At 72.5% G+C, this 24,094-nt stretch carries 20 protein-coding genes; 7 read left to right on the plus strand and 13 right to left on the minus strand.

Annotation, left to right across the window (positions count from 1 at the left end):
- Positions 1-83: 83 nt before the first annotated feature.
- The 6 genes from O7620_RS09780 to O7620_RS09805 all read right to left on the minus strand — a co-directional run bounded on the left by O7620_RS09780 (position 84) and on the right by O7620_RS09805 (position 7,769).
- The gene (locus O7620_RS09780) at positions 84-4,397 is read right to left on the minus strand and encodes a S8 family serine peptidase (RefSeq protein WP_278122768.1); all 4,314 of its coding nucleotides are present in this window, start codon (positions 4,395-4,397) and stop codon (positions 84-86) included.
- A 441-nt stretch (positions 4,398-4,838) separates the two neighbouring features.
- Positions 4,839-5,444 (minus strand): winged helix-turn-helix domain-containing protein, encoded by a 606-nt coding sequence (locus O7620_RS09785; RefSeq protein WP_151490360.1) that lies wholly within the window; start codon positions 5,442-5,444, stop codon positions 4,839-4,841.
- Between the two features lie 260 nt (positions 5,445-5,704).
- Positions 5,705-6,259, minus strand: coding sequence for a winged helix-turn-helix domain-containing protein (locus O7620_RS09790; RefSeq protein WP_278122770.1), 555 nt, complete (start codon positions 6,257-6,259; stop codon positions 5,705-5,707).
- A gap of 51 nt (positions 6,260-6,310) precedes the next feature.
- Complete coding sequence (locus O7620_RS09795; RefSeq protein WP_192580292.1) at positions 6,311-6,793, minus strand: rhodanese-like domain-containing protein; 483 nt, start codon at positions 6,791-6,793, stop codon at positions 6,311-6,313.
- A 52-nt stretch (positions 6,794-6,845) separates the two neighbouring features.
- Positions 6,846-7,301, minus strand: a complete 456-nt coding sequence (locus tag O7620_RS09800) for a cysteine dioxygenase family protein (protein ID WP_151490357.1) — start codon at positions 7,299-7,301, stop codon at positions 6,846-6,848.
- Positions 7,302-7,382: 81 nt separating this feature from the next.
- Positions 7,383-7,769: a signal peptidase I gene (locus tag O7620_RS09805; protein WP_151490356.1), complete on the minus strand. Its 387-nt coding sequence runs from the start codon at positions 7,767-7,769 to the stop codon at positions 7,383-7,385.
- Between the two features lie 64 nt (positions 7,770-7,833).
- Here O7620_RS09805 and O7620_RS09810 point away from each other — a divergent pair, with 64 nt between their 5' ends.
- Together O7620_RS09810 and O7620_RS09815 are read left to right on the plus strand one after the other, a co-directional pair.
- Positions 7,834-8,226 (plus strand): ankyrin repeat domain-containing protein, encoded by a 393-nt coding sequence (locus O7620_RS09810; RefSeq protein ID WP_151490355.1) that lies wholly within the window; start codon positions 7,834-7,836, stop codon positions 8,224-8,226.
- Positions 8,227-8,258: 32 nt separating this feature from the next.
- A complete protein-coding gene (locus O7620_RS09815; RefSeq protein WP_278122771.1) occupies positions 8,259-9,209 on the plus strand; it encodes a DUF3500 domain-containing protein in 951 nt (316 codons plus the stop codon).
- Between the two features lie 389 nt (positions 9,210-9,598).
- On the opposite strand, the gene O7620_RS09820 is transcribed toward O7620_RS09815, so the two are convergent.
- The 7 genes from O7620_RS09820 to O7620_RS09850 all read right to left on the minus strand — a co-directional run bounded on the left by O7620_RS09820 (position 9,599) and on the right by O7620_RS09850 (position 18,198).
- Entirely contained in the window at positions 9,599-10,363 is a 765-nt protein-coding gene (locus tag O7620_RS09820; protein WP_278122772.1) for a class I SAM-dependent methyltransferase, read from the minus strand.
- Positions 10,364-10,425: 62 nt separating this feature from the next.
- Positions 10,426-10,917: a DUF2231 domain-containing protein gene (locus tag O7620_RS09825; RefSeq protein WP_151489163.1), complete on the minus strand. Its 492-nt coding sequence runs from the start codon at positions 10,915-10,917 to the stop codon at positions 10,426-10,428.
- 116 nt (positions 10,918-11,033) lie between these two features.
- A complete protein-coding gene (locus O7620_RS09830; protein WP_151489162.1) occupies positions 11,034-11,774 on the minus strand; it encodes a GAF and ANTAR domain-containing protein in 741 nt (246 codons plus the stop codon).
- A 177-nt stretch (positions 11,775-11,951) separates the two neighbouring features.
- The gene (gene secA2, locus O7620_RS09835) at positions 11,952-14,243 is read right to left on the minus strand and encodes an accessory Sec system translocase SecA2 (protein WP_278122773.1); all 2,292 of its coding nucleotides are present in this window, start codon (positions 14,241-14,243) and stop codon (positions 11,952-11,954) included.
- 73 nt (positions 14,244-14,316) lie between these two features.
- On the minus strand, positions 14,317-16,065 hold the full coding sequence (locus O7620_RS09840) for an ABC transporter ATP-binding protein (RefSeq protein ID WP_278122774.1): 1,749 nt from the start codon (positions 16,063-16,065) through the stop codon (positions 14,317-14,319).
- Between the two features lie 41 nt (positions 16,066-16,106).
- The gene (locus O7620_RS09845) at positions 16,107-17,195 is read right to left on the minus strand and encodes a zinc-binding dehydrogenase (protein ID WP_278122775.1); all 1,089 of its coding nucleotides are present in this window, start codon (positions 17,193-17,195) and stop codon (positions 16,107-16,109) included.
- On the minus strand, positions 17,188-18,198 hold the full coding sequence (locus tag O7620_RS09850; RefSeq protein ID WP_278122776.1) for a Gfo/Idh/MocA family oxidoreductase: 1,011 nt from the start codon (positions 18,196-18,198) through the stop codon (positions 17,188-17,190). The genes O7620_RS09845 and O7620_RS09850 overlap by 8 nt, the downstream gene beginning before the upstream one ends.
- A gap of 230 nt (positions 18,199-18,428) precedes the next feature.
- Here O7620_RS09850 and O7620_RS09855 point away from each other — a divergent pair, with 230 nt between their 5' ends.
- The 5 genes from O7620_RS09855 to ctaD all read left to right on the plus strand — a co-directional run bounded on the left by O7620_RS09855 (position 18,429) and on the right by ctaD (position 24,075).
- Positions 18,429-19,412: a glucosyl-3-phosphoglycerate synthase gene (locus O7620_RS09855; protein WP_225854282.1), complete on the plus strand. Its 984-nt coding sequence runs from the start codon at positions 18,429-18,431 to the stop codon at positions 19,410-19,412.
- Positions 19,413-19,434: 22 nt separating this feature from the next.
- Positions 19,435-20,592: a glycosyltransferase gene (locus O7620_RS09860; protein WP_278122777.1), complete on the plus strand. Its 1,158-nt coding sequence runs from the start codon at positions 19,435-19,437 to the stop codon at positions 20,590-20,592.
- 98 nt (positions 20,593-20,690) lie between these two features.
- Positions 20,691-21,137 (plus strand): DUF4383 domain-containing protein, encoded by a 447-nt coding sequence (locus O7620_RS09865; RefSeq protein ID WP_278122778.1) that lies wholly within the window; start codon positions 20,691-20,693, stop codon positions 21,135-21,137.
- 93 nt (positions 21,138-21,230) lie between these two features.
- Positions 21,231-21,959 carry an STAS domain-containing protein gene (locus O7620_RS09870; RefSeq protein WP_151489154.1) on the plus strand — a complete coding sequence of 243 codons (729 nt, stop codon included), beginning with the start codon at positions 21,231-21,233 and terminating at the stop codon, positions 21,957-21,959.
- Positions 21,960-22,083: 124 nt separating this feature from the next.
- Positions 22,084-24,075, plus strand: coding sequence for a cytochrome c oxidase subunit I (gene ctaD, locus O7620_RS09875; protein ID WP_278122779.1), 1,992 nt, complete (start codon positions 22,084-22,086; stop codon positions 24,073-24,075).
- Positions 24,076-24,094 lie beyond the last annotated feature (19 nt).

Raw genomic sequence — 24,094 nt, forward strand, 5'->3', positions numbered from 1 at the left:
GGCGGCAACGACTGTCCGCGCGCTGGAGAGACAGTGAAGCCGGGCCCGCGGCGGCGGGCCCGGCTTCACTCACCGCAGCGGTGTCACCGCTTCGATGCGGGCTTCTGCACCACGTCGATTCCGCTCGTGGTCCGGCCGCTGCCGACAGTCACCGGCACGGCTTGCGCCGGTACCGGGCTACCGAATCCCGCCCAGACGGCGTCCCGATGGCACGCCGACTCGATCTGCGGGTCGAGGGAGAGCGCGCAGAGGTAGTACGTCCCGGCGGACAGGCGCCTGACCTGGTACTTGCCGGTGCTGTCGGTGGAACTCAGTTGCAGCATGTCCCCTGCGGCGTTCATCGCCATGACGAGCACCTGCTGGGGCTTCCCGGAGACACCGGTCACCGTACCGGTGACCACACCGGCGATCTCCAGAACCAGGTCCTGCGTAGTGATCTTGCCCGGAACCAGGACCGATGTCGGGTACGTCGAATCGACCGGTGAGAGACCGTCCCAGGCATTGCCACCACACTGGTCGAGGTACCCGCCGCCCGGCGCGTTGTCCAAGGCGAAGGCGGCGGTGCAGATGTGCACGTCGCCCTCGGGCAGACCACTGATCCGGTAGCTTCCGTCGCTGCCGGTCGTGGTCTCAGCGATCTTCTTTCCTGCTTTGTCGAACACGAGGACCGAAGCGTCACGCACCTTCGTCCCCGCCTGGTCGACCAGGGTTCCGCTGACTCCGGCACCCGCCGGCAGCGTCTGGACGATGCCGGTCGCCGGGGCCTTGACCGCGCGGCTACCAGTCGGCGGCGGGCCGCTGCCGTCCCAGGCCTGCTGGTCGTAGCACTGACTCAGGTATCCGGCGGGCAACGGACCAATCGCCTCCGAGGCGTTGAAGCACAGGCTGTAGGAACCGGGGGTGAGGCCACCGATGGAGAACCGGCCGGTGGAGTCGGTGATGCCGTAGTCGGCGACCGATCCGTCCGGGGAGTAGGCGATCGCCTTCACCTTCGCCACGGGTGCGTCCGGCGTGCCGATGGTTCCCGTGATCGACGGCGTCTTCGAACCCACCCGGTAGTGATAGGGCAGCGCGGCCACGACCTGGTAGGTGGAGACCTGGCCCGGGGCGAGCAGACCCCCGTACACGCCGTCGTTGCCCTTCTGCACGATGTTCACCACGCCGGAGACCTCGGTGCCGATCTTCGCCGTCGGGCGCAGCCGTAGGGTGAGCGTGGCGGTGTGGCCGGCGGGGATGGTGACGCCGGTCGCGGTGCTCAACCGCGAGGTGAACGGGTCACCCCCCTCGGCCTCGATGGAGGGGTCGAACGCCGGAGTCGTCGCAGTCGCCGTTCCGACGGCTACGGCACTCGGCGCCGCGCTGCCGCCGTACGGCCCAACGCTGCCGGCGAGCGCGGAGTAGTTGCCGGTGGTCAACGTCCCGGACGACACCGACATGGTTGCGGTGGACGTGGCGGTCCCGTTGACCGGCAGACCCGCCCCGCCCAACGCGTTCGGGCCGCTGAGGAGGACCGGTGCGGTCGGGCCGGAGAGGAGCGTCCGCAGGGGTACCGGCGCGTTCAGGGTCGCGGACAGGCTCGTCGTGCCCGGCGGCACGAGCAGGTTTCTGAGCACCGCGGCGGTGACCGGCGTCGGCATCACCGCCTGGATCGATCCCAGCTGGACCTGTTCGAGGCGGGTGGTGCGGGGGTCGGCGTAGTAGGTCTGCGGCGCGCCGGTCGGGTTTGTGATCTTGACCGCGACCGCCGTGTACTGGTCGGCCGGTACACCAGCACTGCGCGTGCTCAACCCGGAAAGCTCGGGGCTGGTCACGCTCCCCGAGGCCAGCTTCACCGTTGCGGTGAAGGGCACCACGATGTCCTGCCCGGTGGAGGGCGCCACCGTGCGGACCACGATGTGCCACCGCCCCGGCACCGGATTCGCGGTCGTCGCCACGACGGTCCGGGAGACGGCTGACTTTCCCGCAGCCGGATCGGCGTTGTTCTGGGTGCTCTGCACCTGGCCGTTGGGGCCGACCAGCGACACCAGCAGACGCGGGATCGACGACGACGAAGCGGTGTTGACGGTGACGTCCAACGCCGGCCGACCGGCCGGCACGTCGACCGCGAACGTCTGGGTCTGGGCGGGCTGCAGGGCGCGGCCGTTCCCGCCGGTGATCCCACCGGTGAATCGCCCGGTGCCAGCCGGCATGGCAACCAGGACCCGCTGCACGATCGCTACGCTCGCCTGGCTGACGGTTTCCGGAGCACCGAGGGTCAGGGTTGCCGACGAGTCACCCGCCGCGCCGGGCATCCTGGTGGACACGGCGAACGTGGCGGTACTGCCGGCACCGACCTTGGCACGGGCCGGGCTGACGACACCCGCGCTGACCCACTTGTTCTGCGTGACGGAGACCTGCACCGGGCCGGTGTACGCCGGGCCGGGGATGGTCTGCCCCAAGAAGGTGGTGCTCGTCGGCATGGTCGAAACGATGGCGGTCCAGGTTCCCGCCTGGGGACGGACAATGTCGATGTTGCCATAGTTGGACGAGCCGCTACCGCCCTGGGGTCGACTGTTTCCGGCGTAAGCCCCGTCCGGGTCGAGGAGGCTGACCGATACCTGCGGCTGGCCGCCGCTGGACTCAAAGTCCGACGCGCTGGGGTAGCTGAGGGCGATCGCGACGTGCGCGGCGCCGGGCTTCACCGTGAACCTGACCTTCTGGTAGGTGACCACCGACCCGCTCGCACCGTCGAGCCGGGGGTCGGTCTTAGGATTCAGCTGCACGGTGACGGTGTGCGGCGCGGCGATCGGGGACAGGCGTCGCACCTGTGGTTTCAGGGGGACCGCCGCAGTACCGGTGTTGGTGACCTTGATCGTGTTGACCGCGCTGCTGCCCTGGGCGCCAACGTTGGTGAACTGGTCGTTGGACAGCAGCAGCGTGCCGTCGGCCTGGGGCTTGCCGTCGTACCCCTTGGCCAATCGTACTGCCGCGAGCGCGTCCACCTGCCCGGCGCCCTGCTCGAAGCTCGGCGCCCCGAGGTCGGTGGCGGTGCTGGTGAGGATCTGTCGGATCACCGCCGGGGAGGGCGACTTGCCGCGGTGGCTGTCCCGGTACGCCTGGATGACCAGTGCCGCGGCACCAGCGATGAACGGCGCCGACTGGCTGGTGCCGCCGAAGAGCTCGATCGACGACGGGCGGGGGCGTCCTTGCGCGTCGGTGCTCATGGTCGTGCAGCCGGGCATCAGGGTCTTGTCGGTACAGGCCGCCCACCCGGCGTCGGCGGGCGCGGTCAACACCGGGACGGTTCCGCTGCTGGTGTAGCCACCCGAGGAGATCGAGGCGATGTTGCCGTTGATCCACTTTCCGTTCGAGAGGCTCGTGCCGGTGTAGCCGACCTGCATGTGCGACCGGAGCGTCGTCGAGCCGGCCGCCGAGATCACCAGCGGATCGGCGGCGGGGCTCAGGATCGTCCCGGTCGTGCCGGCGTCGCCGGCGGCGGCCACCACGGTGACGCCCGCGCGCACGGCCGCATCGTTGAACTGCTGCACGACGTCGGCGGCACCCGGCGAATCGGTCATGCCCATCGCGCCGACCGACTCGCTGAGCACGTCGACGTGCCCGACGGTCACCGCGTAGTCGATGGCCTGTGCCATGGAACTGGCGGTGGCGTAGTCGTAGCCGGTGCCTTCGCTGAGAATCTTGAGGGCCACCACCTCGGCGTTCGGCGCCATGCCCCGGATCTGGATGGTGCAACCGGCCGGCAGTGGGTGCGTGGCGTGGACGAAGTCGGCGAGGTCGTGAACAACCCGACCCTGCGCCACCAGCGCCGACGCGTCACCGAAGATCTCTTGCCCGTACGTGTCACCGGCCGTCCCATCGGGCACGCCGGAGAAGTCCTGGTAGTCGACGATCGCGCTGGTTCCGTCGGAGCGGATGTAGTCCGGGGCATCCGGATCGATCGCCTCGGCGAACACCGCGATCCGCACCCCGCTCCCCGTTGCCTGCTGCTGGGCCTGGGTGGCCCGCAGGGTGGTCAGCGCTTCGGGCTCCAGCAGCGGTTTCGTCGGCTTCTTCGGGCAGATCGCGGCGGAGTCACCCGCCGGGGTCGCTGGACGGGCGCGGGTGTTCGGCGTACCCCCCGGGGCCGCCGTCTGCGGTCCGGTCGCGTCGACGTCGACCGTGCTGTCGGCCACCACGGATTTCACCGCCGGATCGGCGGCGAGCTTGGCCGCCTGCGCTGCGGTGACGTCCGCGGCGAACCCGTTGACCAGCGTGTAGTGGACGACACGCTGGTCGTCTGGAATGCCCGCCGCGACGAGCACGTCCTTCTGCTGCGCCTTCGCTCGCGTGCGACGCTCACCGATCCCGGAACGGCCGGCCGGAGCGGACGCGAGTTGGTCGTCCAGGGTGACGATCACGCGTCCTTGCGCGACAGCCGGAGCCGCCGGCGGTGCCGCGCTCACGGGGGCCGGAACGACCGCCACCGCGGCAATCACGGTGCTGACTGCGATCCCGGCGACGAGACCCGAATGTTTCATGGGAACCTCCGAATAGTTCCCCGCCACCTTCCGGCAACTTCGTTACTGCCAACCGTTTCCTGGGTGAGCTGTTTGTGAGCGCGCACAAATGTGTCGCCCACCGACCCCTCAAACATGACGCAGAGTGTCGACAGGAACGCTCTCGGGCACGGATTGCGAACGGCCGACCCAGATGAGCTGGACTTCAATGTTTCCGGGAACGGCGACGGGCGCTACCGAGCGTTAATATGGCCATCCGAAAGGGGCCCAGCGCGTCCCGGGCCGGGCGTGAATTCACCGGCGACCGACCGGGGAGGGGCCGGCCCCGCATCGCGGCACCGGTCAGCCGGTGCGGTCGATGGTGACGCGGGCGTCGTCGGCCAGCCGGTAACCGACACCGTAGACGGTGGTGACCAGGGGAACGTCCACACCGACCTTGCCGCGCAGCCGGCGTACGTGCACGTCCACGGTACGGACACCGGCGTGCTCGTAACCCCAGACGGCGTTGAGCAGTTGCAGCCGGGTGAACACCCGCCGGGGATGCGCGACCAGGTGCAGCAGCAGGTCGAACTCCAGGCGGGTCAGGGGCAGCGGCTCGTCGTCGCGCAGCACCGAACGGGACGAGGCGAGGATGTGCAGGGCGGGGATGGTCGGGCTGAGCGCTCGGCTCGGCGCCCGGTTGGCCGGCACCGCGTCGGCGCGGCGCTCGACCGGCGCCGAACTGGTGATGACGGCCTCGCCCCGCTCCAACATCTCGCGGGCCGCCTCGAGCAGCCGACGCGCCGGCGGCGTCAGCGTGTCCTCACAGGCCAGGGGGATGGACAGCGTCACGGTGAGCATGGGCGCGGCCGTGTTCGCCGGACGACGCTGGCCGCCGGGGGGTCGACCGGGCACCGAGGGTTGGGACGTATGCCATCCGGCGCGCGACGAGGCGGGGCTGACCGACATGGTCCTCCTTGGGCTTGTCCGGGTATCTCCCCACGGCCCGGGACGCCGCTTCATCGATGCTTCCCGGCGCCCGGGCGAGGGTCAAGAGGCGGCTGCGTTGCATGAATGTGACAATTGACGAACGCATCGGAGCCGGGCGCTCGCTCTGCGTACGAAGCCAGATGATTACAGCAGAGCCTCCGAGATGCCCCGTTACGGGGGTCCCCGCCCGGTTCACCGGAGCCTGTCACGCCACCGTCGAGCCGCCGCCCGACCCGAGGTCAGCGGGAGTGGTCCACCCTGATCCGCGCCTCGTCGGCGAGCCGGTAACCGACCCCGTACACCGTGGTGACCACCTCGGCACCGGCCAGTTTGGCGCGCAGCCGCCGGACGTGCACGTCCACCGTCCGGGCCACCGCGTGCTCGTAGCCCCAGACGCTGGCGAGCAGTTGCAGCCGGGTGAACACCCGCCGGGGTCGCTCCGCCAGGAACAGCAGCAGCTCGTACTCGATGCGGGTCAGCGCGATGACCTCGTCGCCCCGACGGACCATCCGCGAGCCGGCCAGGATGTGCACGGCATCGGCGCCGGCGGTCGGCTCGGTGACGACGGTGGGGCTCGGGGCCGCGCGCGGCAGCGGAACGGCGTCCTCCACGGCGCGCAGCTGCCCCTCCCCCGACTCGGCCAGCTCGCCGAGGAGCTGCACGAGCCGGGCCAGCCGGGGACTCAGCGGCCCGGCCGCGAGGTCGAGGGTGATGGTCAGCGTCGGGCCGGTGCGGGTGCGGGCGGCGCGGACCGCCGGGTGGTGGGGGCGCGTGGGGATGGCGACGACGGACATGGTGCCTCCTGAGATGGCGGTACGACCGCCACGCCCGGTGCGGCGTGGCGGTCAGCGGCGCGCCGACCCGGCGGTGACCGGGGACGCGAGGGGTGATGCGCGGTGCAGCGGGGTCGGGCCGAGGGCCGGCAGGCCGGCGATCCGCCAGGCGGCGAACCCGCCGACCACGTCGGTGGCCCGGTGCAGGCCGATGTCCTGCAACGCGGCGGCGGCCAGTGACGAGGTGTAGCCCTCCTGGCAGAGGATCACCACCGGCACGTCGTAGTCGACCGCCTCCGGCAGGCGGGCCGGGCAGCGCGGGTCGAAGCGCCACTCCAGCACGTTGCGCTCGATGGTGAGCGAGCCCGGCACCATGCCGTGCGCGGCCCGCTGGGCGGCCGGCCGGATGTCGACCAGCAGCGCGCCGGTCCGGTACGCCAGGTGCGCCCGCTCCGGGTCCAGCCGGTCGAGTCGGGCGCGCGCGGCGGCCAGGATCTCGTCGATGCCCCGGGAGCCCGGCGGCGGCACGGGGGCCGGACAGTGCTCGGCGGTCATCTGCATGATCGGTTCCTTCCGGTGCGGGAGATGGTTCGTGGCTGGGCGGCGCTCACCAGGAGCGTCCGGCCTCGGCGACCTCGGCGACGCGCAGCCGCCCGTCGAGGAGGTGGTAGCGGGTCATCCGGCGCAGCGCCGGCCGGTAGACGTGCACGCTGACCGCTGGCGTCGTACCCCGGTTGGTGACCTGGTGGACGTGGCGGGCGCCGAAGCGGCGACCGGCGCCGGCGGGCAGTAGGCGGGGGCGCAGCCGGCCGCCGGCGACCGTCTCCTCGGTGAGGGCACCGGCGACGACCCGGAACGCCCCGGCGGAGCCGCCGTGGTCGTGCAGGTCGGTGCCCTGACCGGGCAGCCAGCTCAGCGCCCACACCTCGTGGTCGTCGGTGGCGGCGAGTCGGGCGTACCAGCGCTCGGCGACGTCGAAGCGCAGCGGCACCGGCCAGGCCGTCGGGTCGGCCCACCGGGCGGCGACGGTGAGCAGGTCACGCTCCGGGCTGTGGTGGATCATGAGCAGTCCTCGCGAGGTCGTCCGGTGGGGTGCCTCCGTACTCTAGCCGCCAAACCCTATAGGTTTAGTAGGTAATTCCATTCAGTGGGACGGGCGCAGCACCGGCGGGTCCGCCCGGTAGCCGGGCACCGACGGCCACCGCACGGTCAGCACCACCGACGAGCACTCCGCGTACCACGAGTGGTCCACCCCACGAGCCCACACCACGTAGTCACCCGGCTCGGCCAACCGCACCGTCCGGTCCGGCAGCTCCACCCGGAAACACCCCTCGACGAGGACGAGCAGGGTGGTACGCCGCTCCCCCGTCGCCCACCGCGAGCGGGCCTGCCCCGGCGGGTGCACGCCCCACTTCACCTCCACGTCGGTGCTGTGCCGGACCTCCCCCGCCGGCGCGAAGTGCCCGAGCAGCCAGCCGGCGTTGGTGGCACCGTCGACACCCGCGTTGCCCACGTACACCGTCTCACCCATCGGACCCCTCTCCCCGCGCGTCGGCCGAGCAACGTATCAGGACCGCAGGGCCTAATCTGGAGCGGTGACCGAGGACCTCGACGCGGCGACGCTGGCGTTCGCACACCGGATGTTCGACCTGGCCCGCTCCGGCTCCACCGACGAACTCGCCGCGCAGCTCGACGCCGGCCTACCGGTCAACCTGACCAACGACAAGGGCGACACACTGCTGATCCTGGCCGCGTACCACGCCCACCCGGACACGGTGGCCGCCCTGCTCGACCGCGGGGCCGATCACACCCGGGTCAACGACCGCGGCCAGACGGCACTGGCCGCCGCCGTCTTCCGCAGCAGCACCGACGCGGTCCGCGCACTGCTCGCCGCCGGGGCCGACCCGGCGCACGGCACCCCCTCCGCGGTGGAGACCGCCCAGTTCTTCGACCTGCCGGAGATGGCGCAGCTGCTGCGCGCCGGCTGACGCCGGCCCCGACCGACCGGTATACAGAGTCGGTGGAAGATCCCCTGCCCGAGCAGATGCGCACCGCCGGCACCGCGCTGCTGGCCGCGCTCGACCCGGCGGCCCGCGACCAGGCCGTGCGCCCGTTCGACGACGAGCCCGCCCGACGCTGGCTGGAGTACCGGCCCCGCCCCCGACCCGGCGTCTGCCTCGCCGAGTTGGACGTCGCCGGACGCAAGGCCGCACACCGACTGCTCGCCACCGCGCTGAGCCCCTCCGCGTACGCGCAGGCGATGGCGATCATCGCGCTGGAGGAGGTCCTGGACCGCGCCGAGGGCTGGCATCGCGGGCGGCACAGCGGCGACTACTGGATCGCCGTGTTCGGCGACCCGGCACGCGACGACCGCTGGTCGTGGCGGCTGGAGGGACACCACCTGTCGGTGACCATGACCGTGGTCGACGACCAGGTCTCCCCCGCGCCGATCTTCTTCGGCGCCAACCCGGCGGCGGTCCGGTACGCGGGCCGCCCGGTCTCCCGGCCACTCGGCGTCGAGGAGGACATCGCCCGCGCCCTGCTCGACGCGCTGGGCCCGACCGGGCGAGCCGCCGCGATCATCGCCGACGAGGCGCCGGCGGACATCATCAGTGCCACCCGCGCACGCGTCGACGCTCCACTGGAACCGCTCGGCGTGCCGGCGGACCGGCTGGGGCCGACCGGACGGGCACTGCTCGACCAGGTCGTCGCGCTCTACCTGGACCGGCTACCGCCGGAGCTGGCCGCCCGCGAGGCACGCCGCCTCGACGGCGGCGAGCTGCACTTCGCCTGGGCCGGCCCGACCCGTCCCGGGAAGCGCCACTACTACCGGGTCCAGGGCGACAACCTGCTGATCGAGTACGACAACACCACCGACGACGGCAACCACGCCCACACCGTCCTACGCCGCCCCAGCAGCGACTTCGGCGCCGACGTCCTGGCCAACCACCACCAGTCCCACCCCCACTGACCCCCACCCCAGCCCCGCCCCACTGCCCCACTGCCCGGCTGCCCGGCTGCCCGGCTGCCCGGCTGCCCTACGCGCCCCGCGCCCGCCTCGCCCACCTCGCCCACCTCGTCCGCCCCCGCCCGCCCCCGCTCGTCCGCCCGCCCGCCCGCTCGCTCGCCCGCCCGCCCGCCCGCCCGCCCGCCCGCCCCGGACGATCATGGAGTTGTGGTGGGCGATTGATGGTGGTGTTCGGCTTATGTGAGGCACCACAACTCCATGATCGACGCTCGCGGTGAGGGGCGGGGCGGGGAGGCGGGGGCACAGGGAGGCGGGGGCACAGGGAGATGGGTAGGCGGGGAGACAGGGGGCGGGGAGGGAGGGGTGCGGGGAGGGAGGGGCGCCGGGGGGCGTTAGGGGTTGTTGCGGGTGGCTTCGATGAGGAAGCGGGTGGATCGGGCCTGGAAGGGGCCTGTCGTGGTGATGCGCTCGTGCAGGGCGTGCAGTTGGGGGCGGTAGCGGTCCACGGTGAAGTCGGGCACCGTCCAGATCACCTTGCGCAGAAACCAGACCACGGCGCCGACGTCGGAGAAGACCGCCCGCAGCGTGGCGCGGCGTAGATCGACCACCCGCAGCCCGGCGGCCTCGGCGGCGGCCACCGCGTCCTCGGGATGCCACTGCGTCGGCGGCGGCAGCGGGCCGAGGATGGCCTCGCTCAACTCCCGCATCGTGCCCGGCCCGATCTGCTGGGACAGGAACCGGCCGCCCGGGCGCAGCACCCGTGCGGTCTCGGCCCAGTCGGTGCGCACCGGATGCCGGCTGACGACCAGGTCGAAGGACGCGTCGCGGAACGGCAGGGGCGCGTCGGGCGCGACCGCCACCACGGTGGCGCCGACCCGCCGCAGGGTACGGCGCGCAACCTCCACGTTGGGCGGCCAGCCCTCGGTGGACGTCAACAGTTTCGGCGGCCGGGGGACCTCGGCGAGCACCTCGCCACCGCCGGTGTCGACGTCCAGTGCCGTGTCGGCCCGCGCCATCCGGTCGGCGACCAGCCGGGCGTACCCCCAGGGTGGACGGTCCTCGGTGGCCCGGCCGGCCAGCCAGTCGAAGCCCCAGCCGTCGACCGGCGCGGCGGCCGCCTCCGCGATCAACTCGTCCGCGTCCCGCTCGGTGTTCATGGCGGTCAGCGTCACCGGTCGGCGGGGCTGCCGGCAAGCCATTTGCCGGCGTGCGCGCCCGGTCAGGGGCGGGGGCGGGCGACCTCGACGGTGGCGCCGGCCAGCGCGTCCAGGCTGCCGGCGTCGGTGCGGCCGTTGTCGAACTGGCGCATGAGCCGGGCGCCCAGGTGGACACCGACGCCGCCGGCGGCCAGCGCGACGATCTCGGTGAGCAGGATCGCGACGGTCGCGCCGCGCTGCGGTGAGTGGGCGCGCACCAGACAGGTGACCAGGAACAGACCGGCCATGGCCGCATTCACCAGGTTGAAGGCGATGGCGGTGCGGCGGGTGCGGTCCACCGGCACGTCCCACAGGTCGACCATGCCGGCGACCGCGGTCATCGCGGCGGCGAACAGGGCGGCGACGCCGGTCCAGTAGCCGACCTCGCCGAGGAACGTCGGCCCGCCGATGACGTCGGTGAGGTCGAAGACGGTGGCGCTGACGAAGAGCCCGAGCGGGAACGTCACCAACATCGGTTGGATGGGGTGCCCCTGCACCCGCAGCCGGCTCTGCATCGTTCCTCCCCAGGGTCGGCGCAGCTCACCAATTCCAGAGTGCTACCCGAGCCCGGCTCCGGCGAAACGATGCCGCCCGACTCGCCGCCGAGTGGGAGAACGGGCACCCGGGCGGGTCAGCTCTCGCGTTGGCGGGAGACCGTCCGAACCAGACGCTCAGCCACTTCGCGCAGCGGGATGTCCAGCGAGGACGCGGCGGTGCGCAGCACGTCGAGGGCCTCGGCGGGTGGGCAGCCCCGCTGCGTCATGATCACGCCGACGGCCTGGCCGATCACACCGTCGATCAGTAGTTCGGCGTCCCGCTCGCCGGCCATGTCGGCCTGCCGGCCCCGGTCCCGGACGGCGGCCAGCAGCAGGCCGGCGTGTTCGGCGAGCAGCATCGCGGTGAGCTGGTGCTGTGGGGTGAGCAGGTTCGGTGCGGAGGCGTACAGGTTGATGGCCCCGATCACCTGGTCGTCGATGTCCACCGGCGCGGAGATCACCCCGCGGACGCCGAGGTCGCGGGCGCGCGCCGTCCAGGCCGGCCAGCGTGGCTCACCGGCCAGGTCCACGGCGAGGATCATCTCGCGGCGCCGGATCGCGCTCATCGCCGGCGAGTCCGGCCCGTGCCGCAGGTCGTCCAGGCCGGCCAGGCGCTCGTCGGAGGCGGCCACGCCGGCCGGCTCGCCGGCGCGCAGCGCCGTGAACCCGCACCAGCGCACGCCGGCCACCGCGTCCCGGGTGATCCGGACCAGCGCCAGCAGCGCCTCATCGAAATCGGTCAGCGTGATCAGCCCGGCGGTCAACTCCCGCAACAGGGCCGCGGTCTCCAGGACGCCGAGGTTGTGCACCACGGGTTCCCGCGTGTCCAGATTCACTGGTCCGCAGCTCCCGTACGCCCCCGTGCCTGCCCAGCCGGCATCGTCACCTGTGTCATCGTCTGCTCTCTCCCGACTTGACCGACCCGCCCTACTACCCTGCGAAACCCAGGTCGAAACGGCGTAAATCGGGGCTCCGGCCGCACCGAGGGCGCGATCAGGAGCCCCGCGGGAGCGTCAGCGCGGCGCGCCGCTGAGCCGCCGGCCGATCGAGGCGATCAGGCGGTCGAGCTCGGAGCCGAACGGGTTGTCGTGCACCAGGTAGGTCCACGTGGCGGTCGGCCGTACCAGGGTGCCGTCCTCGGGCTCCCAGGTCTCGTCGAATTCGGTCTCGGTGAACGTGGCGATCGTGCGGGCCTCGATCTCCGGGACCAGGTTGTTGAACGCCGGCACGGCAGCCCGGTGGAACTCGTCGAGCGGGTCAAGGCGGCCCAACGCGCGCAGGTGCACGCCCTCGCGGACCTCGGACAGCTCGGACAGGTGCTCGGCCCAGAGCCGGTCCAGGTGGTAGAGGGCGATCGACCGGGCCACCCGGGCGAGCAGGTCCTCGTCCATCTCGCCGGCCTTCTCGGGCTCCTTGTCCAGCAGCATCAGCGCGGCCACGTCGCTGGTCAGCAGCCGCTCCCGGCGCTGGGCGAGGGCCTTGCGCTGCTGCTCGATCACCACGCTGTAGCGCCAGGTGTTGCGGTGGATCTCGTGGTTGACGCCCTCGGCGACCCGCTGGGCGTGCTCCACCGCGTAGTCGACCTGCTCGTCGGTGACCAGGCCGTCGGCGTTCATCCGCGGCGACGCGGGCACCGAGTCGGCGGCGTGCCGGACGACCAGGTCGTCCTCCAGACTGACGAAGAAGACCGACCCACCCGGGTCACCCTGCCGGCCGGCGCGGCCGCGCAGCTGGTCGTCGACGCGACGGCTGTCGTGCCGACCGCTGCCGATCACGTAGAGCCCGCCCAGCTCACTCACCCGGGCCTGGTCGGACTGGTCGCTGCCACCGAGGCGGATGTCCACACCGCGGCCGGCCATCTGGGTGGAGACGGTCACCGCGCCGTACGCGCCCGCCTCGGCGATGATCGCCGCTTCCTCGTCGTCGTTCTTGGCGTTGAGGACCACGCAGGGCACCCCGGCCGCGTTCAGCCCGGCGGCCAGCCCCTCGGACTCCTTGACGTCGAGCGTGCCGACCAGCACCGGCCGCCCCCTGGCGTGCCACCGCTGGATCTCCTCGATCAGCGCCTCGTCCTTCTCCGCCCGGGTGGCGTAGATCCGGTCCGGTTCGTCCTCCCGGACGCACGGCGTGTTCGGCGGGATGACCGCCACCTCGAGGCCGAAGAACTCCCGCAGCTGGTCGCCGACCAGCACCGCGGTGGCGGTCATCCCGCACACCTTCGGGTAGAGGGCGATGAACGCCTGCACGGCGATGGTGCCCAGCACCTCGCCCTCGGCGGTGGCGTCCAGGCCCTCCTTGGCCTCGACCGCCGCCTGGAGGCCGTCGGGCCAGCGGCGGCGCTGGGCCACCCGGCCGCGCATCTCGTCGATCAGCTCGACCGAGCCGTCCCGGACGATGTAGTCCACGTCACGGTGCAGCAGGGCCTGCGCGTGCAGCGCCACGTTGACGGCGGAGAGCTGCTCGACGTGCTCCTCGTCGTACAGGTCGATGCCCAGCTTGGCCTCGACGGCGGCCAGGCCGGCGGAGGTGAACGCCACGCTACGGCCGTCCTCGGCGACGGTGAAGTGCCGGTCCTTGCGCAGGCCGCGCACCAGCGCGGCGGCGGCGTGCACCGGGTCCTGCTCGCCCGGCACCGCGCCGGCGAGGACCATCGGCACCCGCGCCTCGTCGATCATGATCGAGTCGGCCTCGTCGACGATCGCGGTGGTCAACGGCGGCTGCACCCGGTCGGCCACGTCGGTGACCAGCTGGTCGCGCAGGTAGTCGAAGCCCGCCTCGCTGACCGAGACGTAGGTGACGTCGCAGGCGTACGCGTCGCGCCGCTCCTGCGGGCTGGACGCCTCGTTGACCCAGCCGACGGTCAGGCCGAGCAGGGTGTAGACCGGCTCCATCCACTGGGCGTCGCGGCGGGCCAGGTAGTCGTTGACGGTGAGCACGTGCACCGGCCCGTTGCCGAGCCGGACGTGCCCGTACGCGCCGATCGCGGCGGTCAGGGTCTTGCCCTCACCGGTGGCCATCTCGGCGACCTTGCCGGAGAGCAGGGCCATCGCGCCGAGCAGCTGCACGTCGTACGGCCGCTGGTCGAGGCCGCGGCGGGCGGCCTCGCGGCCGATCGCGCAGATCTCCTCGTAGCCGGCGGCGGCACCGGCGGCCTCGGTCAGCTCGGCGTCGTCGAGCGCGGCGAGGTCGTCCTCGCGCGCCGCGATCGCCGGCAGCAGCTTCTCCAGCGGAGCAAGATCCACGGTCGAGCCCGGACGCTGGAGGAACCGCCGGAACTTGCTCTTGAACCGTTGCGACACACCCATGAGCGGCAACGGTACGCGATCCGGGCCGGCCCGCGGGGCCCGGCCGCCGGCATGTCGGCCCCGGGCGAGGGGGTCAGGCGACCAGGAGCTGGTGGGCGGCCAGCTCACGGTACAGCGGGTCGGTGGCGCTCAGCTCGGCGTGCGTGCCCACGGCCACCACCCGGCCGCCGTCGAGGACGACGATCTGGTCGGCGTCGACCACGGTGGCGAGCCGGTGCGCCACGATCAACAACGTCCGGCGGACGGCCACCGCGTCGATGGCGCGGCGCAGCGCGGCCTCGTTGCGCGAGTCGAGGTTGCTGGTCGGTTCGTCGAGCAGCAGCACCGGCGGGCCGGCCAGCAACGCGCGGGCGATTGCCAGGCGCTGCCGTTCACCCCCGGAGAGCAGCACGCCGCCCTCCCCTACCTGGACGTCCAGGCCCTGCGGGGTGCGCTGCGCCAGGTGGCCGAGGTTGACCTCGTCGAGGACCTCGTGCAGCCGGTCGTCGGTGGCGCCCGGCGTGGTGATCAGCAGGTTCTCGCGCAGCGTGCCGGCGAGCACGGGCGCCTCCTGCTCGACGTAGCCGAGCCGGGCCCGCAGCACGTCGCGGGGCAGGTCCCGCACGTCGGTGCCGTCGAGGCGGACCGCGCCGTCGCTCACCTCGTAGAAGCGTTCGACCAGCGCGAGCAGTGTCGACTTGCCGGCGCCGGAGGGGCCGACCAGGGCGGTACGCGTGCCCGCCGGCACCGCGAAACTGACCTCGCGCAGCACCGGCTCACCACCGGGATAGCCGAACCCCACCCCGTCGAACTCGATCATCGGCGCGGGTCGGTGCGGGGTCACCGCGGAGGCGGGGGCCGGTCGGTCCGTCGCGCCCTCCGCCGGCACGGTCAGGATCTCCTCGATGCGGTGCAGCGCGCCCAGGCCGGACTGCAACTGGGTGTACGCGTTCAGCACCTGGGCCAGCGGCAGGGCCAGGAAGAACAGGTACATGACGAAGGCGACCAGGTCGCCGACGCTGATCGCACCGGCGGCCACCCGGGCGCCGCCGATGCCGAGCACCAGCAGGAACGCGCCCTGCACGGTGACCGAGCCGACGGGTCCGACCACCGCCTGCACGCGGGCGACCCGCAGCCCCGCGTCGTACGCGTCGCGGGCGCTGCCGGTGACGGTCTCGGTCTCCCGGGCCTCGGCGCGGCTGGCCCGGATGGTCCGGGCGGCGGAGATGGCCCGCTCCACCGCCGAGGTCATCTCGCCGATGCGTTCCTGGGCGACACGGGACAGCGCCCGGACCCGCCGGGCGAACGTGAGGGCGAAGCCCAGGCCCAGGCCCACCCCGAGCAGGGTGACGCCGAACAGCAGCGGGTCGAGCAGCACCATGGCGGTGCCGGCGCCGAGCACCATGACCGCACCGGTGACCGTCTCGAACAGCCCGGAGGTGACCACCGCACGCAACAGGGTGGTGTCCGAGCCCACCCGGGAGAGCAGGTCACCGGTGCGCCGGCGGTCGTACTCGGCGATCGGCAGCCGCAGCAGGTGCCCGGCCAGCCGCCGCCGGGTGCCGAGCACCAGCCCTTCGGCGGTGCGTTGCAGCAGATAGGTGCGCAACCCGCCGATCGCCGCGCCGAGCAGCACGAGGGCCACCAGCGCCGTCACGAGGTCGGACACCCCGACACCGCTGCCGACCCGGTCGAGCACCGACCGGGTCAGCAGCGGTTGGGCCAGTGACGCCGCCGCGCCGGCCAGCGACAGCGCGCCCACCACGGCCAGGGTGCCGCGGTGCTCACGCAGGTACGGCAGCAGCGCGGCCAGGCCGGGCGGCCGGCTCACTGGAGCGGTCATGCCAGGAACGGTAGTCGGCCCGGTCACGCGCCGACGCCAGGTCAGCCGGCCAGCACCACCTGAAGCTCCTGGCGGCGCCGCTGCGCCAGGTCGGTGAGCAGGGTGGGGGCCTCGTCGAACGGCACCACCGCCGAGACCGCATGCTTGCGGATCACGTCCCCGTACGTGCGCAGCAGCTCGACGGTCTCGGCGGAGAGCCGCTCCCGGTCCCAGGTCGGGGCGAGCCCGCGCGGCACCCGGCCGATCTGCGCGCAGCGCAGCGCCAGCCCGTTGTGGTGGAACTCCTCGCCGAGGCGCACCGCGTCCGCGCCGCCCTGATAGAAGGCGAGGTCGATGACCGTGCCCTGCGGTCGCAGCAGCCGCAGCGCGAGCTGCAACGCCCACGCCTGCCCCCGGCACTGGAACACCACGTCGGCGCCCCGGTCACCGGCGGTGTGCGCCCACCGGGTCTTCAGCACGGCCGCCGGGTCGTCCCTTTCGGGGTCGAGGGTCTCCAGGCCGAGTGCCTCGGCGACCTGGCGGCGCTGCCCGGTGGGGTCGAGCACCACCACCGAGGCGGCACCGTGCCGCCGGGCGAACAGGGCGGTCAGCAGCGCCACCACGCCGGCGCCGACCACGGCGACCCGCCGGCCGCGTACGCCGTCTCCGAGCGAGCGGACGTCGGTGCCGTGCAGGTCGGCGGCGGCGTGCAGCAGACCGTTGGCGCAGATCGGGCCCATGTGCGCGACGTAGACGCCGAGCAGCGGGTCGAGGTCGTCGGGCAGTGGCACGAACCGCTCGGCGACCGGGTCGGCCAGCCAGCCGGTACGGTGCCCGTAGGTCATGGCGCCGACCGCGCCCACCGCGACCGCCGGGGTGGCGCTCTCCACCACCCGCCCGACCTGCATGTACCCCAGCCGGGTCACCGGGTACGGGGTGCTCGCCGCGCCCGGCTGGAACAACCCGAGGTCGGCGTTCCAGGTGACGTTCAGGTAGGGATTCGTGCCCTTGACGTAGCTCAGCTCGGTGCCGGCGGAGACGCCGCTGAACAGCGTCTCCACCCGGAAGGTGCCGGGGCGCAGCGGCGCGGCGTCCTGGTCGACCAACTCGACGCGGCCCGGCCCGGTGACCACCACCACCTTGTCACGCATCGACGGTCACCCCGGTGCTGAGCAGCGCCGGGTTGGTCGCCGTGGCGAGCCGCACGGTCTCGCCGGTGCGGGCCGAGTCGGCCACCGCGAGGGCCAGCCGGTGGGTACCCAGCGCCTCGGCATACGGCACACGCACGTCGTCACCGACGTCACGCACCGCGTCGACGAAGGCGCGGTCCACGGCCACCCGGGCGGCCTCCGGGTCGGCCGGGACGTGCCGTTCACCGTCGGCGTCGCGGACGGTCAGGCCCTCCTCGGTGAGCGACAGCGCCAGCCCGTCGGCGAGGATCTCCAGCCCGGCGCGGTGCTTCCAGCCGAGCACACAGGCCGCGCCGAGGGTGCCCACCGCGCCGTCGGCGAAGCGCAGCACGGCGGTGGTCACCGAGTCGATGTCCGCCCCGTCCACCGGGGGCGGCGTGCCGTTGCCGTACGCGGTGACCTCGGTCACCTCCCCGACCAACGCCCGGATCAGGTCCAGCACGTGGGCGGCCTGCTCGACGACCGGGCCACCGGAGCGGTCCCGCCGCGCCCACCACGCCACCGGCGGCACCTTGTCCAGCCAGGCGCCGCTGACCATCCGCACCGGACGGTCGGCCAGCAGCTCGCGGGCCTCGTCGAGCACGCTGAGGTAACGCCAGTGGTGGCCCACGGCGGTCCGCAGCCCACGGCGGGTCACCTCGTCGGCGATCCGTTCGGCGGTGGCCAGGTCGACGGCGACGGGCTTCTCCACGAACATCGGCAGCCCGGCGTCGATCACCGCCTGCTCGGCCGGACCGTGCGCGAACGGCGGCACGCACACGTACACCGCGTCCGGCCCGGCGGCCAGCAGCTCGGCCACGTCGACGTACGCGCGCGCCCCGTGCTGCCCGGCCAGCGCGGCGGCCGCGTCGGGCACCACGTCGGTCACCCCGATCAGTTCGACGTCATCGAACCCGGCCAGCACCCGGGCATGGCGCTGTGCCACTCCCCCGGCACCGACCAGACCCACCCGGCATCTACGCATCCGACAACCCCTTCGAGGACGTTTCATGACCGATGGGAGCAGTCCCCTGAGCTGTGCGCAATCAAACGTTCATCCCCCGGGAACGCAGTGTCGTCACCTCCGTGATCAAGCTGTTGCCCTGGAGGCGGTTAGCGCGCGGTGAAGAGTGGGAACAACAGAACTCGGTTTTCTCCGCCCACGATTCTTAAGGGGTGCCAGTGCGGGATACGACATCGAGCGTGTCACCGGTGGTGGAGGCGTGGGCCACGTACCGGACCACTTCGGCGGCGGACTGGCCGGCACGCCGGCTGCTGCGCGCCAAGGGAGACAGCCGGGTCAGCGTGGTGCTGCCGGCGCGTAACGAGGAGGCCACCGTCGGCGCGATCGTGTCGACCATCCGGGAGCACCTGATGGACCGGATCGCCCTGGTCGATGAGCTGATCGTGGTGGATTCACGGTCGACCGACCGCACCGCGCAGGTGGCCCGGGCGGCCGGCGCGGAGGTGGTCAGCCAGGACGCGATGACCCGGGGCCTGCCCCGGCTCACCGGCAAGGGCGACGCGCTCTGGGCCGGCCTGGCCGCGGCCGAGGGCGACGTGGTGGCGTTCATCGACGCCGACCTGCGGGAGTTTCGGCCGCACTTCGTCAGCGGGCTGCTCGGCCCGCTGCTGACCGACCCGTCGGTCGACTTCGTGAAGGGCTTCTACCATCGGCCGTTGGTGGGTACCGCCAGCGTCGAACAGGACGGTGGCGGGCGGGTGACCGAGCTGATGGCCCGGCCGCTGCTCAACCTGTTCTGGCCGGAGCTGGCCGGCTTCGTGCAGCCGCTCGCCGGTGAGTACGCCGCCCGGCGCGACGTGCTCGCCCAGGTGCCATTCGTCTCCGGGTACGGGGTAGAGACGGCGATGCTGATCGACCTGCTGGACCTGGTCGGTCTGGATGCCCTGGCGCAGGTCGACCTCGGTGAGCGCAAGCACCGCCACCAGGACACGGCGGCGTTGGGCCGGATGTCCGCGCAGATCATGTTGACCGCGTGGTCCCGGTTGCAGCGGCGCGGCTGGGCGAGCGCGGGGCTGTCGCCGGAGGCGCTGCTGACCCAGTTCCGGCGGGGTGGCTCGGACACGCTGCCGAACCTCGACCGCGAGATCGTGGTCAGCGATGTATCCATCGAGGAGCGTCCGCCGCTGGCCGAGCTGCGCCACCGGGTGCCCCGCCGACGGGTGGCCGCGGCGTGACTGTCCGGGAGGGTGGCGTCCGATGAGCCTCACCGTGTTGATGAACGCCGGTCCGTGGCTGTCCGTGCCACCGCCCGGCTACGGCGGGATCGAGAACGTGATCGCCACGCTGGTGCCGGAGCTGCGGCGACTCGGCGTACGGGTGGTGCTCGCCTCGGTGGGCAGCAGCACCCTGCCGGTGGACGACCGGATGTCGGTCTTCGCCGACGGGCAGTTCGCCGCGTTGCAGCGTCCGTACAACCAGGTCTGCGGGATCGCCCAGGCGCACCTGGCCGGGGTGGTCCGCGAGCTGCACTCCCGCGACGACATCGACCTGGTGCACGACCACGTGGAGGCGGTCGGGTTGGCCACCCTCGCCGCGATGGGGCCGGCCGGGCCGCCGACCCTGCACACCCTGCACTGGGACCTGGCCAAGCACCCGGCGCTCTACGGCGGCCTGGACGGCGGCGACCGGGTCCGGGTCAACGGCGTCTCCGCGTCGCAGCTGGCCCGGGCGCCGCTGGCGCTGCGGGAGCACTCGGTGGGCCACGTGCACCTGTCCACCCCGCTGGCCGTGGACGCCGATCGTCGGCCTGGGCCGGAGAAGGGCGAGCACCTGCTGATCCTCGGCCGGATCAACCCGGGCAAGGGGCAGGACGTGGGCGCCAGACTCGCGCACCGGGTCGGGATCCCGCTGGTGCTGGCCGGTCCCGTCGGTCCGTACCATTCACCGGCCGCCCTGGCCTCGGCGGGCGACGAGGCCCGGCAGAACCCGGACGTCCGGTTCTTCCTCGACGAGGTGGCCCCGCACGTCGACGGCGACCTGGTCCGCTGGATCGGGACGGTGGCCGGTCAGGAGCGCGACGACCTGCTGGCCAGCGCCCGCGCCTCGCTGTTCCCGCTGCGCTGGGAGGAGCCCGGGGGTACGGCGGTGGTCGAGTCGCTGGCCCTGGGCACGCCGGTGGTGGCCACCGCCCGGGGTTGCCTTCCGGAGCTGATCGAGCACGGCCGCACCGGGCTGCTCACCACCGACGAGGAGGAGCTGGGTGACCTCGTGCTGGCCGCCGAGCTGCTCGACCCCGACGAGTGCCGGCGGGTGGCCGCGCGGCGGTTCACCCCGGCGGTGATGGCGCAGCGCTACGTCGAGCTGTACCAGCGCGTTCGCGAACTGGCCGGCGCACCGCGCCTGCAACCTGTCTGACCTGCCCTGGTGCCGCCGGCGGTTTGCCGTGGGCGACAACGGGTAGCCGGCAGCGCGCACACCCGCCGCGCAGCGAGGAGCCGGTGATGGTCGGACCGATGGCGCACTCAAGGGCCCGGGCCAACCCGGCCGACGGCAGACCGCCGGTACGGCGCGCGGCCGCGACGGTGGCCGTGCTGTTCCTGCTGATCGGCGTGCTCGGTTTCGTGCCGGGCATCACCAGCGGTACGGGCAACCTGCGGTTCGCCGGCCACGGCTCGGCTGCCTTCCTGTTCGGCACCTTCCAGGTGTCGGTGCTGCACAACCTCGTCCACCTGCTCTTCGGGGTGGCCGGCCTGCTGCTGGCGCGGACGATCAGCGGTGCCCGCACGTTCCTGATCGGCGGCGGCGCCGTCTACCTGGCGCTCTGGCTCTACGGGCTGGCCGTGGACCACGACACCGGCGCGAACGTCCTGCCGGTCAACGACGCCGACGGCTGGCTGCACCTCGGCCTCGGCGTCGGCATGATCGCGCTGGGCCTGCTGACCGGTCGGCCACGGCGGTGACCTGCGTCCCGCCCACCGGTCGGTCCGGTTTGGCGCTGCGAGGCCTCGGGTAGTTGGCAGGTCCCGACCCACCAGCGAATCGAGGGACCTCCGATGCCCAGCCGGATCACCTGCGAGGTGCGCGACACGGCACCGGTGGCGGTCGTCCGGCTCACCGGCGCCCTGGACCTGGCCACCATGCGCTCGGTGCACCAGTCCCTGCAGGGGGCGCTGGCCACCCAGCCGGACGCCCTGGTGGTCGACCTCGCCGACGTCACCGTGCGGGACCGGCTGGCGCTGTCGGTCTTCGCCGCCACGGCCCGGCGGGCCGAGGAGTGGCCGGCCGTGCCGGTGGTGCTGTGCGCTCCCCCGCCCGACGCCGCGCGCTGGCTGGCCGAGTCGACGACATGCCGGGTGGTCCCCGTCTCGCGGGACTGCGCGGAGGCGACCCGGATCGCCGGTGCCTCCAGCGCGCCTCGGCTGCGGGCCCGCCTCGATCCGGTCGCCGGAGCCTGCCGGCGGGCCCGGGAGCTGGTCGGTGACGCGTGTGCCCGGTGGAACCTGCCGGACGCCGCCGGCCCGGCCGCGCTGGTGCTCAGCGAACTGGTCGGCAACGTGGTCCGGCACGCGGGGACGCCGATGCAGGTGACGGTGACCCTGCGCCGGCCGTACCTGCACCTGGCCGTGGTGGACGGCAGCCGGGCGGCGGCCGAGCCGGCCGGGATGGACCTGCGTGCCGAGGGTGGGCGCGGGCTGCTGCTGGTCCGCGAGCTGGCCCAGCGGTGGGGCAGCGTGCCGGCCGGTCACGGCAAGGCCGTCTGGGCCATGCTGCCGGCGACCTGAGCGTTCGAGGCGGTTGCGCCGGTACCGGCGATCTGACCGAAATTACCGCTCTGGCCTGGTTACATGGTCAGAGGGCCGGGTAGGCACGCCCGTCCTTTCTGTCGTCACGACGGGGTGAGCAGCCATGCCCAAGCGGGTAACCACGGAACCCAGTCGCGATCGGGGTCCGGCGATCCTGGCACCGGCACGCTTCGGGGGCTTCCCCGGAGCGGTACGGGCGCCGATTCCCGGCAACTCGTTGATCAAGTTCCTCGCCACCACCGACCACAAGCAGATCGGCCTGCTGTACCTGCTGACCTCCTTCGGGTTCTTCCTGCTGGCCGGGCTACAGGCGATGCTCATGCGCGCCGAGCTGGCCCGTCCGGGGATGCAGTTCCTCTCCTCCGAGCAGTACAACCAGCTCTTCACCTCGCACGGCGCGGTGATGCTGCTGCTGTTCGCGACGCCCGCGGCCTTCGGCTTCGGCAACTTCATCGTGCCGATCCAGATCGGCGCGCCGGACGTGTCGTTCCCCCGCCTCAACGCGCTGGCCTACTGGCTGTACCTGTTCGGCGGGCTCATGGTGGTCGGCGGATTCCTCGCACCGGGCGGTTCGGCGGACTTCGGCTGGACGGCGTACACCCCGCTGAGCAGCGTGGAGAACAGCCCCGGCGTGGGCGCGAACATGTGGGTGGTCGGCCTGGTCGTCTCCGGGTTGGGCACGATCCTCGGCGCGGTCAACCTGATCACCACGATCCTGACCCTGCGCGCACCCGGGATGACCATGTTCCGGATGCCGATCTTCACCTGGAACATGCTGTTCACCAGCGTCCTGGTGATCCTGGTGTTCCCGCTGCTGGCCGCCGCGCTGCTGGCGCTGTCGGCCGACCGGCTGCTCAACGCGCACGTGTTCGACGCGGCGACCGGTGGCCCGATGCTCTGGCAGCACCTGTTCTGGTTCTTCGGCCACCCCGAGGTGTACATCATCGCGTTGCCGTTCTTCGGCATCATCACCGAGATCATCCCGGTGTTCTCCCGCAAGCCGCTGTTTGGATACACCGGCATCGTGCTGGCCACCATCGCGATCACCGTGCTGTCCATGACGGTCTGGGCGCACCACATGTTCGCCACCGGTCAGGTGCTGCTGCCGTTCTTCAGCATCCTCAGCTACCTGATCGCGGTGCCCACCGGTGTGAAGTTCTTCAACTGGATCGGCACCATGTGGAAGGGGCAGATCACCTTCGAGACGCCGATGCTGTTCGCCATCGGCTTCCTGGTGACGTTCCTGCTCGGCGGCCTCACCGGGGTGCTGCTGGCCAGCCCGCCGGTCGACTGGCACACCCACGACAGCTACTTCGTGGTGGCGCACTTCCACTACGTGGTGTTCGGCACCGTCGTCTTCGCGCTGTTCGGCGGCTACTACTTCTGGTGGCCGAAGATGACCGGGCGGCTGCTCGACGAACGCCTCGGTAAGGCCCACTTCTGGACCATGTTCATCGGCTTCCACGGGACCTTCCTGGTGCACCACTGGCTGGGCAACGAGGGCATGCCCCGCCGGTACGCCGACTACCTGCCCAGCGACGGTTTCACCACGTTGAACACCGTCTCCAGCGTGTTCGCCTTCATCCTGGGCCTGTCCACCCTGTTCTTCATCTACAACGCCTGGAAGTCCTGGCGGTACGGGGCGATGGTGACGGTCGACGACCCGTGGGGCTTCGGCAACTCCCTCGAGTGGGCCACCAGCTGCCCACCGCCGCTGCGCAACTTCGACCGGATGCCCCGGATCCGCTCGGAACGGCCGGCGTTCGACCTCAAGTACGGCCCGCTCGTCGCCGACCTCGGCCGGGACCTGCCGCAACGCACCACCAAGCCACCACAGCACTTCGCCGAGGAGCTGCGCATGGAGCACCACGCTCCCGAGTCGCCCGCCGCCGAGGGCGCGCACGGCGCCCGCGACGCCGTCGACTACCAGCCGGCGCCGCGCTCCGGCGCCCGGCCGGTGGACGTGCCGGAGCCCGAGGGCGTACGCCGGCCGAGCTTCGAGCAGAGCGACGCGCCCAAGGACAGCGAGGACGCGCCCAAGCCGCACGAGCGGTGGCGGCACCCGCACAGCGACGGCAACCCCGAGGACCGCTGATCGGCGTACGCCGGAAGAG

Source organism: Micromonospora sp. WMMD710 (genome assembly GCF_029626045.1).
In the GTDB taxonomy this organism is placed as follows: Bacteria; Actinomycetota; Actinomycetes; order Mycobacteriales; family Micromonosporaceae; genus Micromonospora.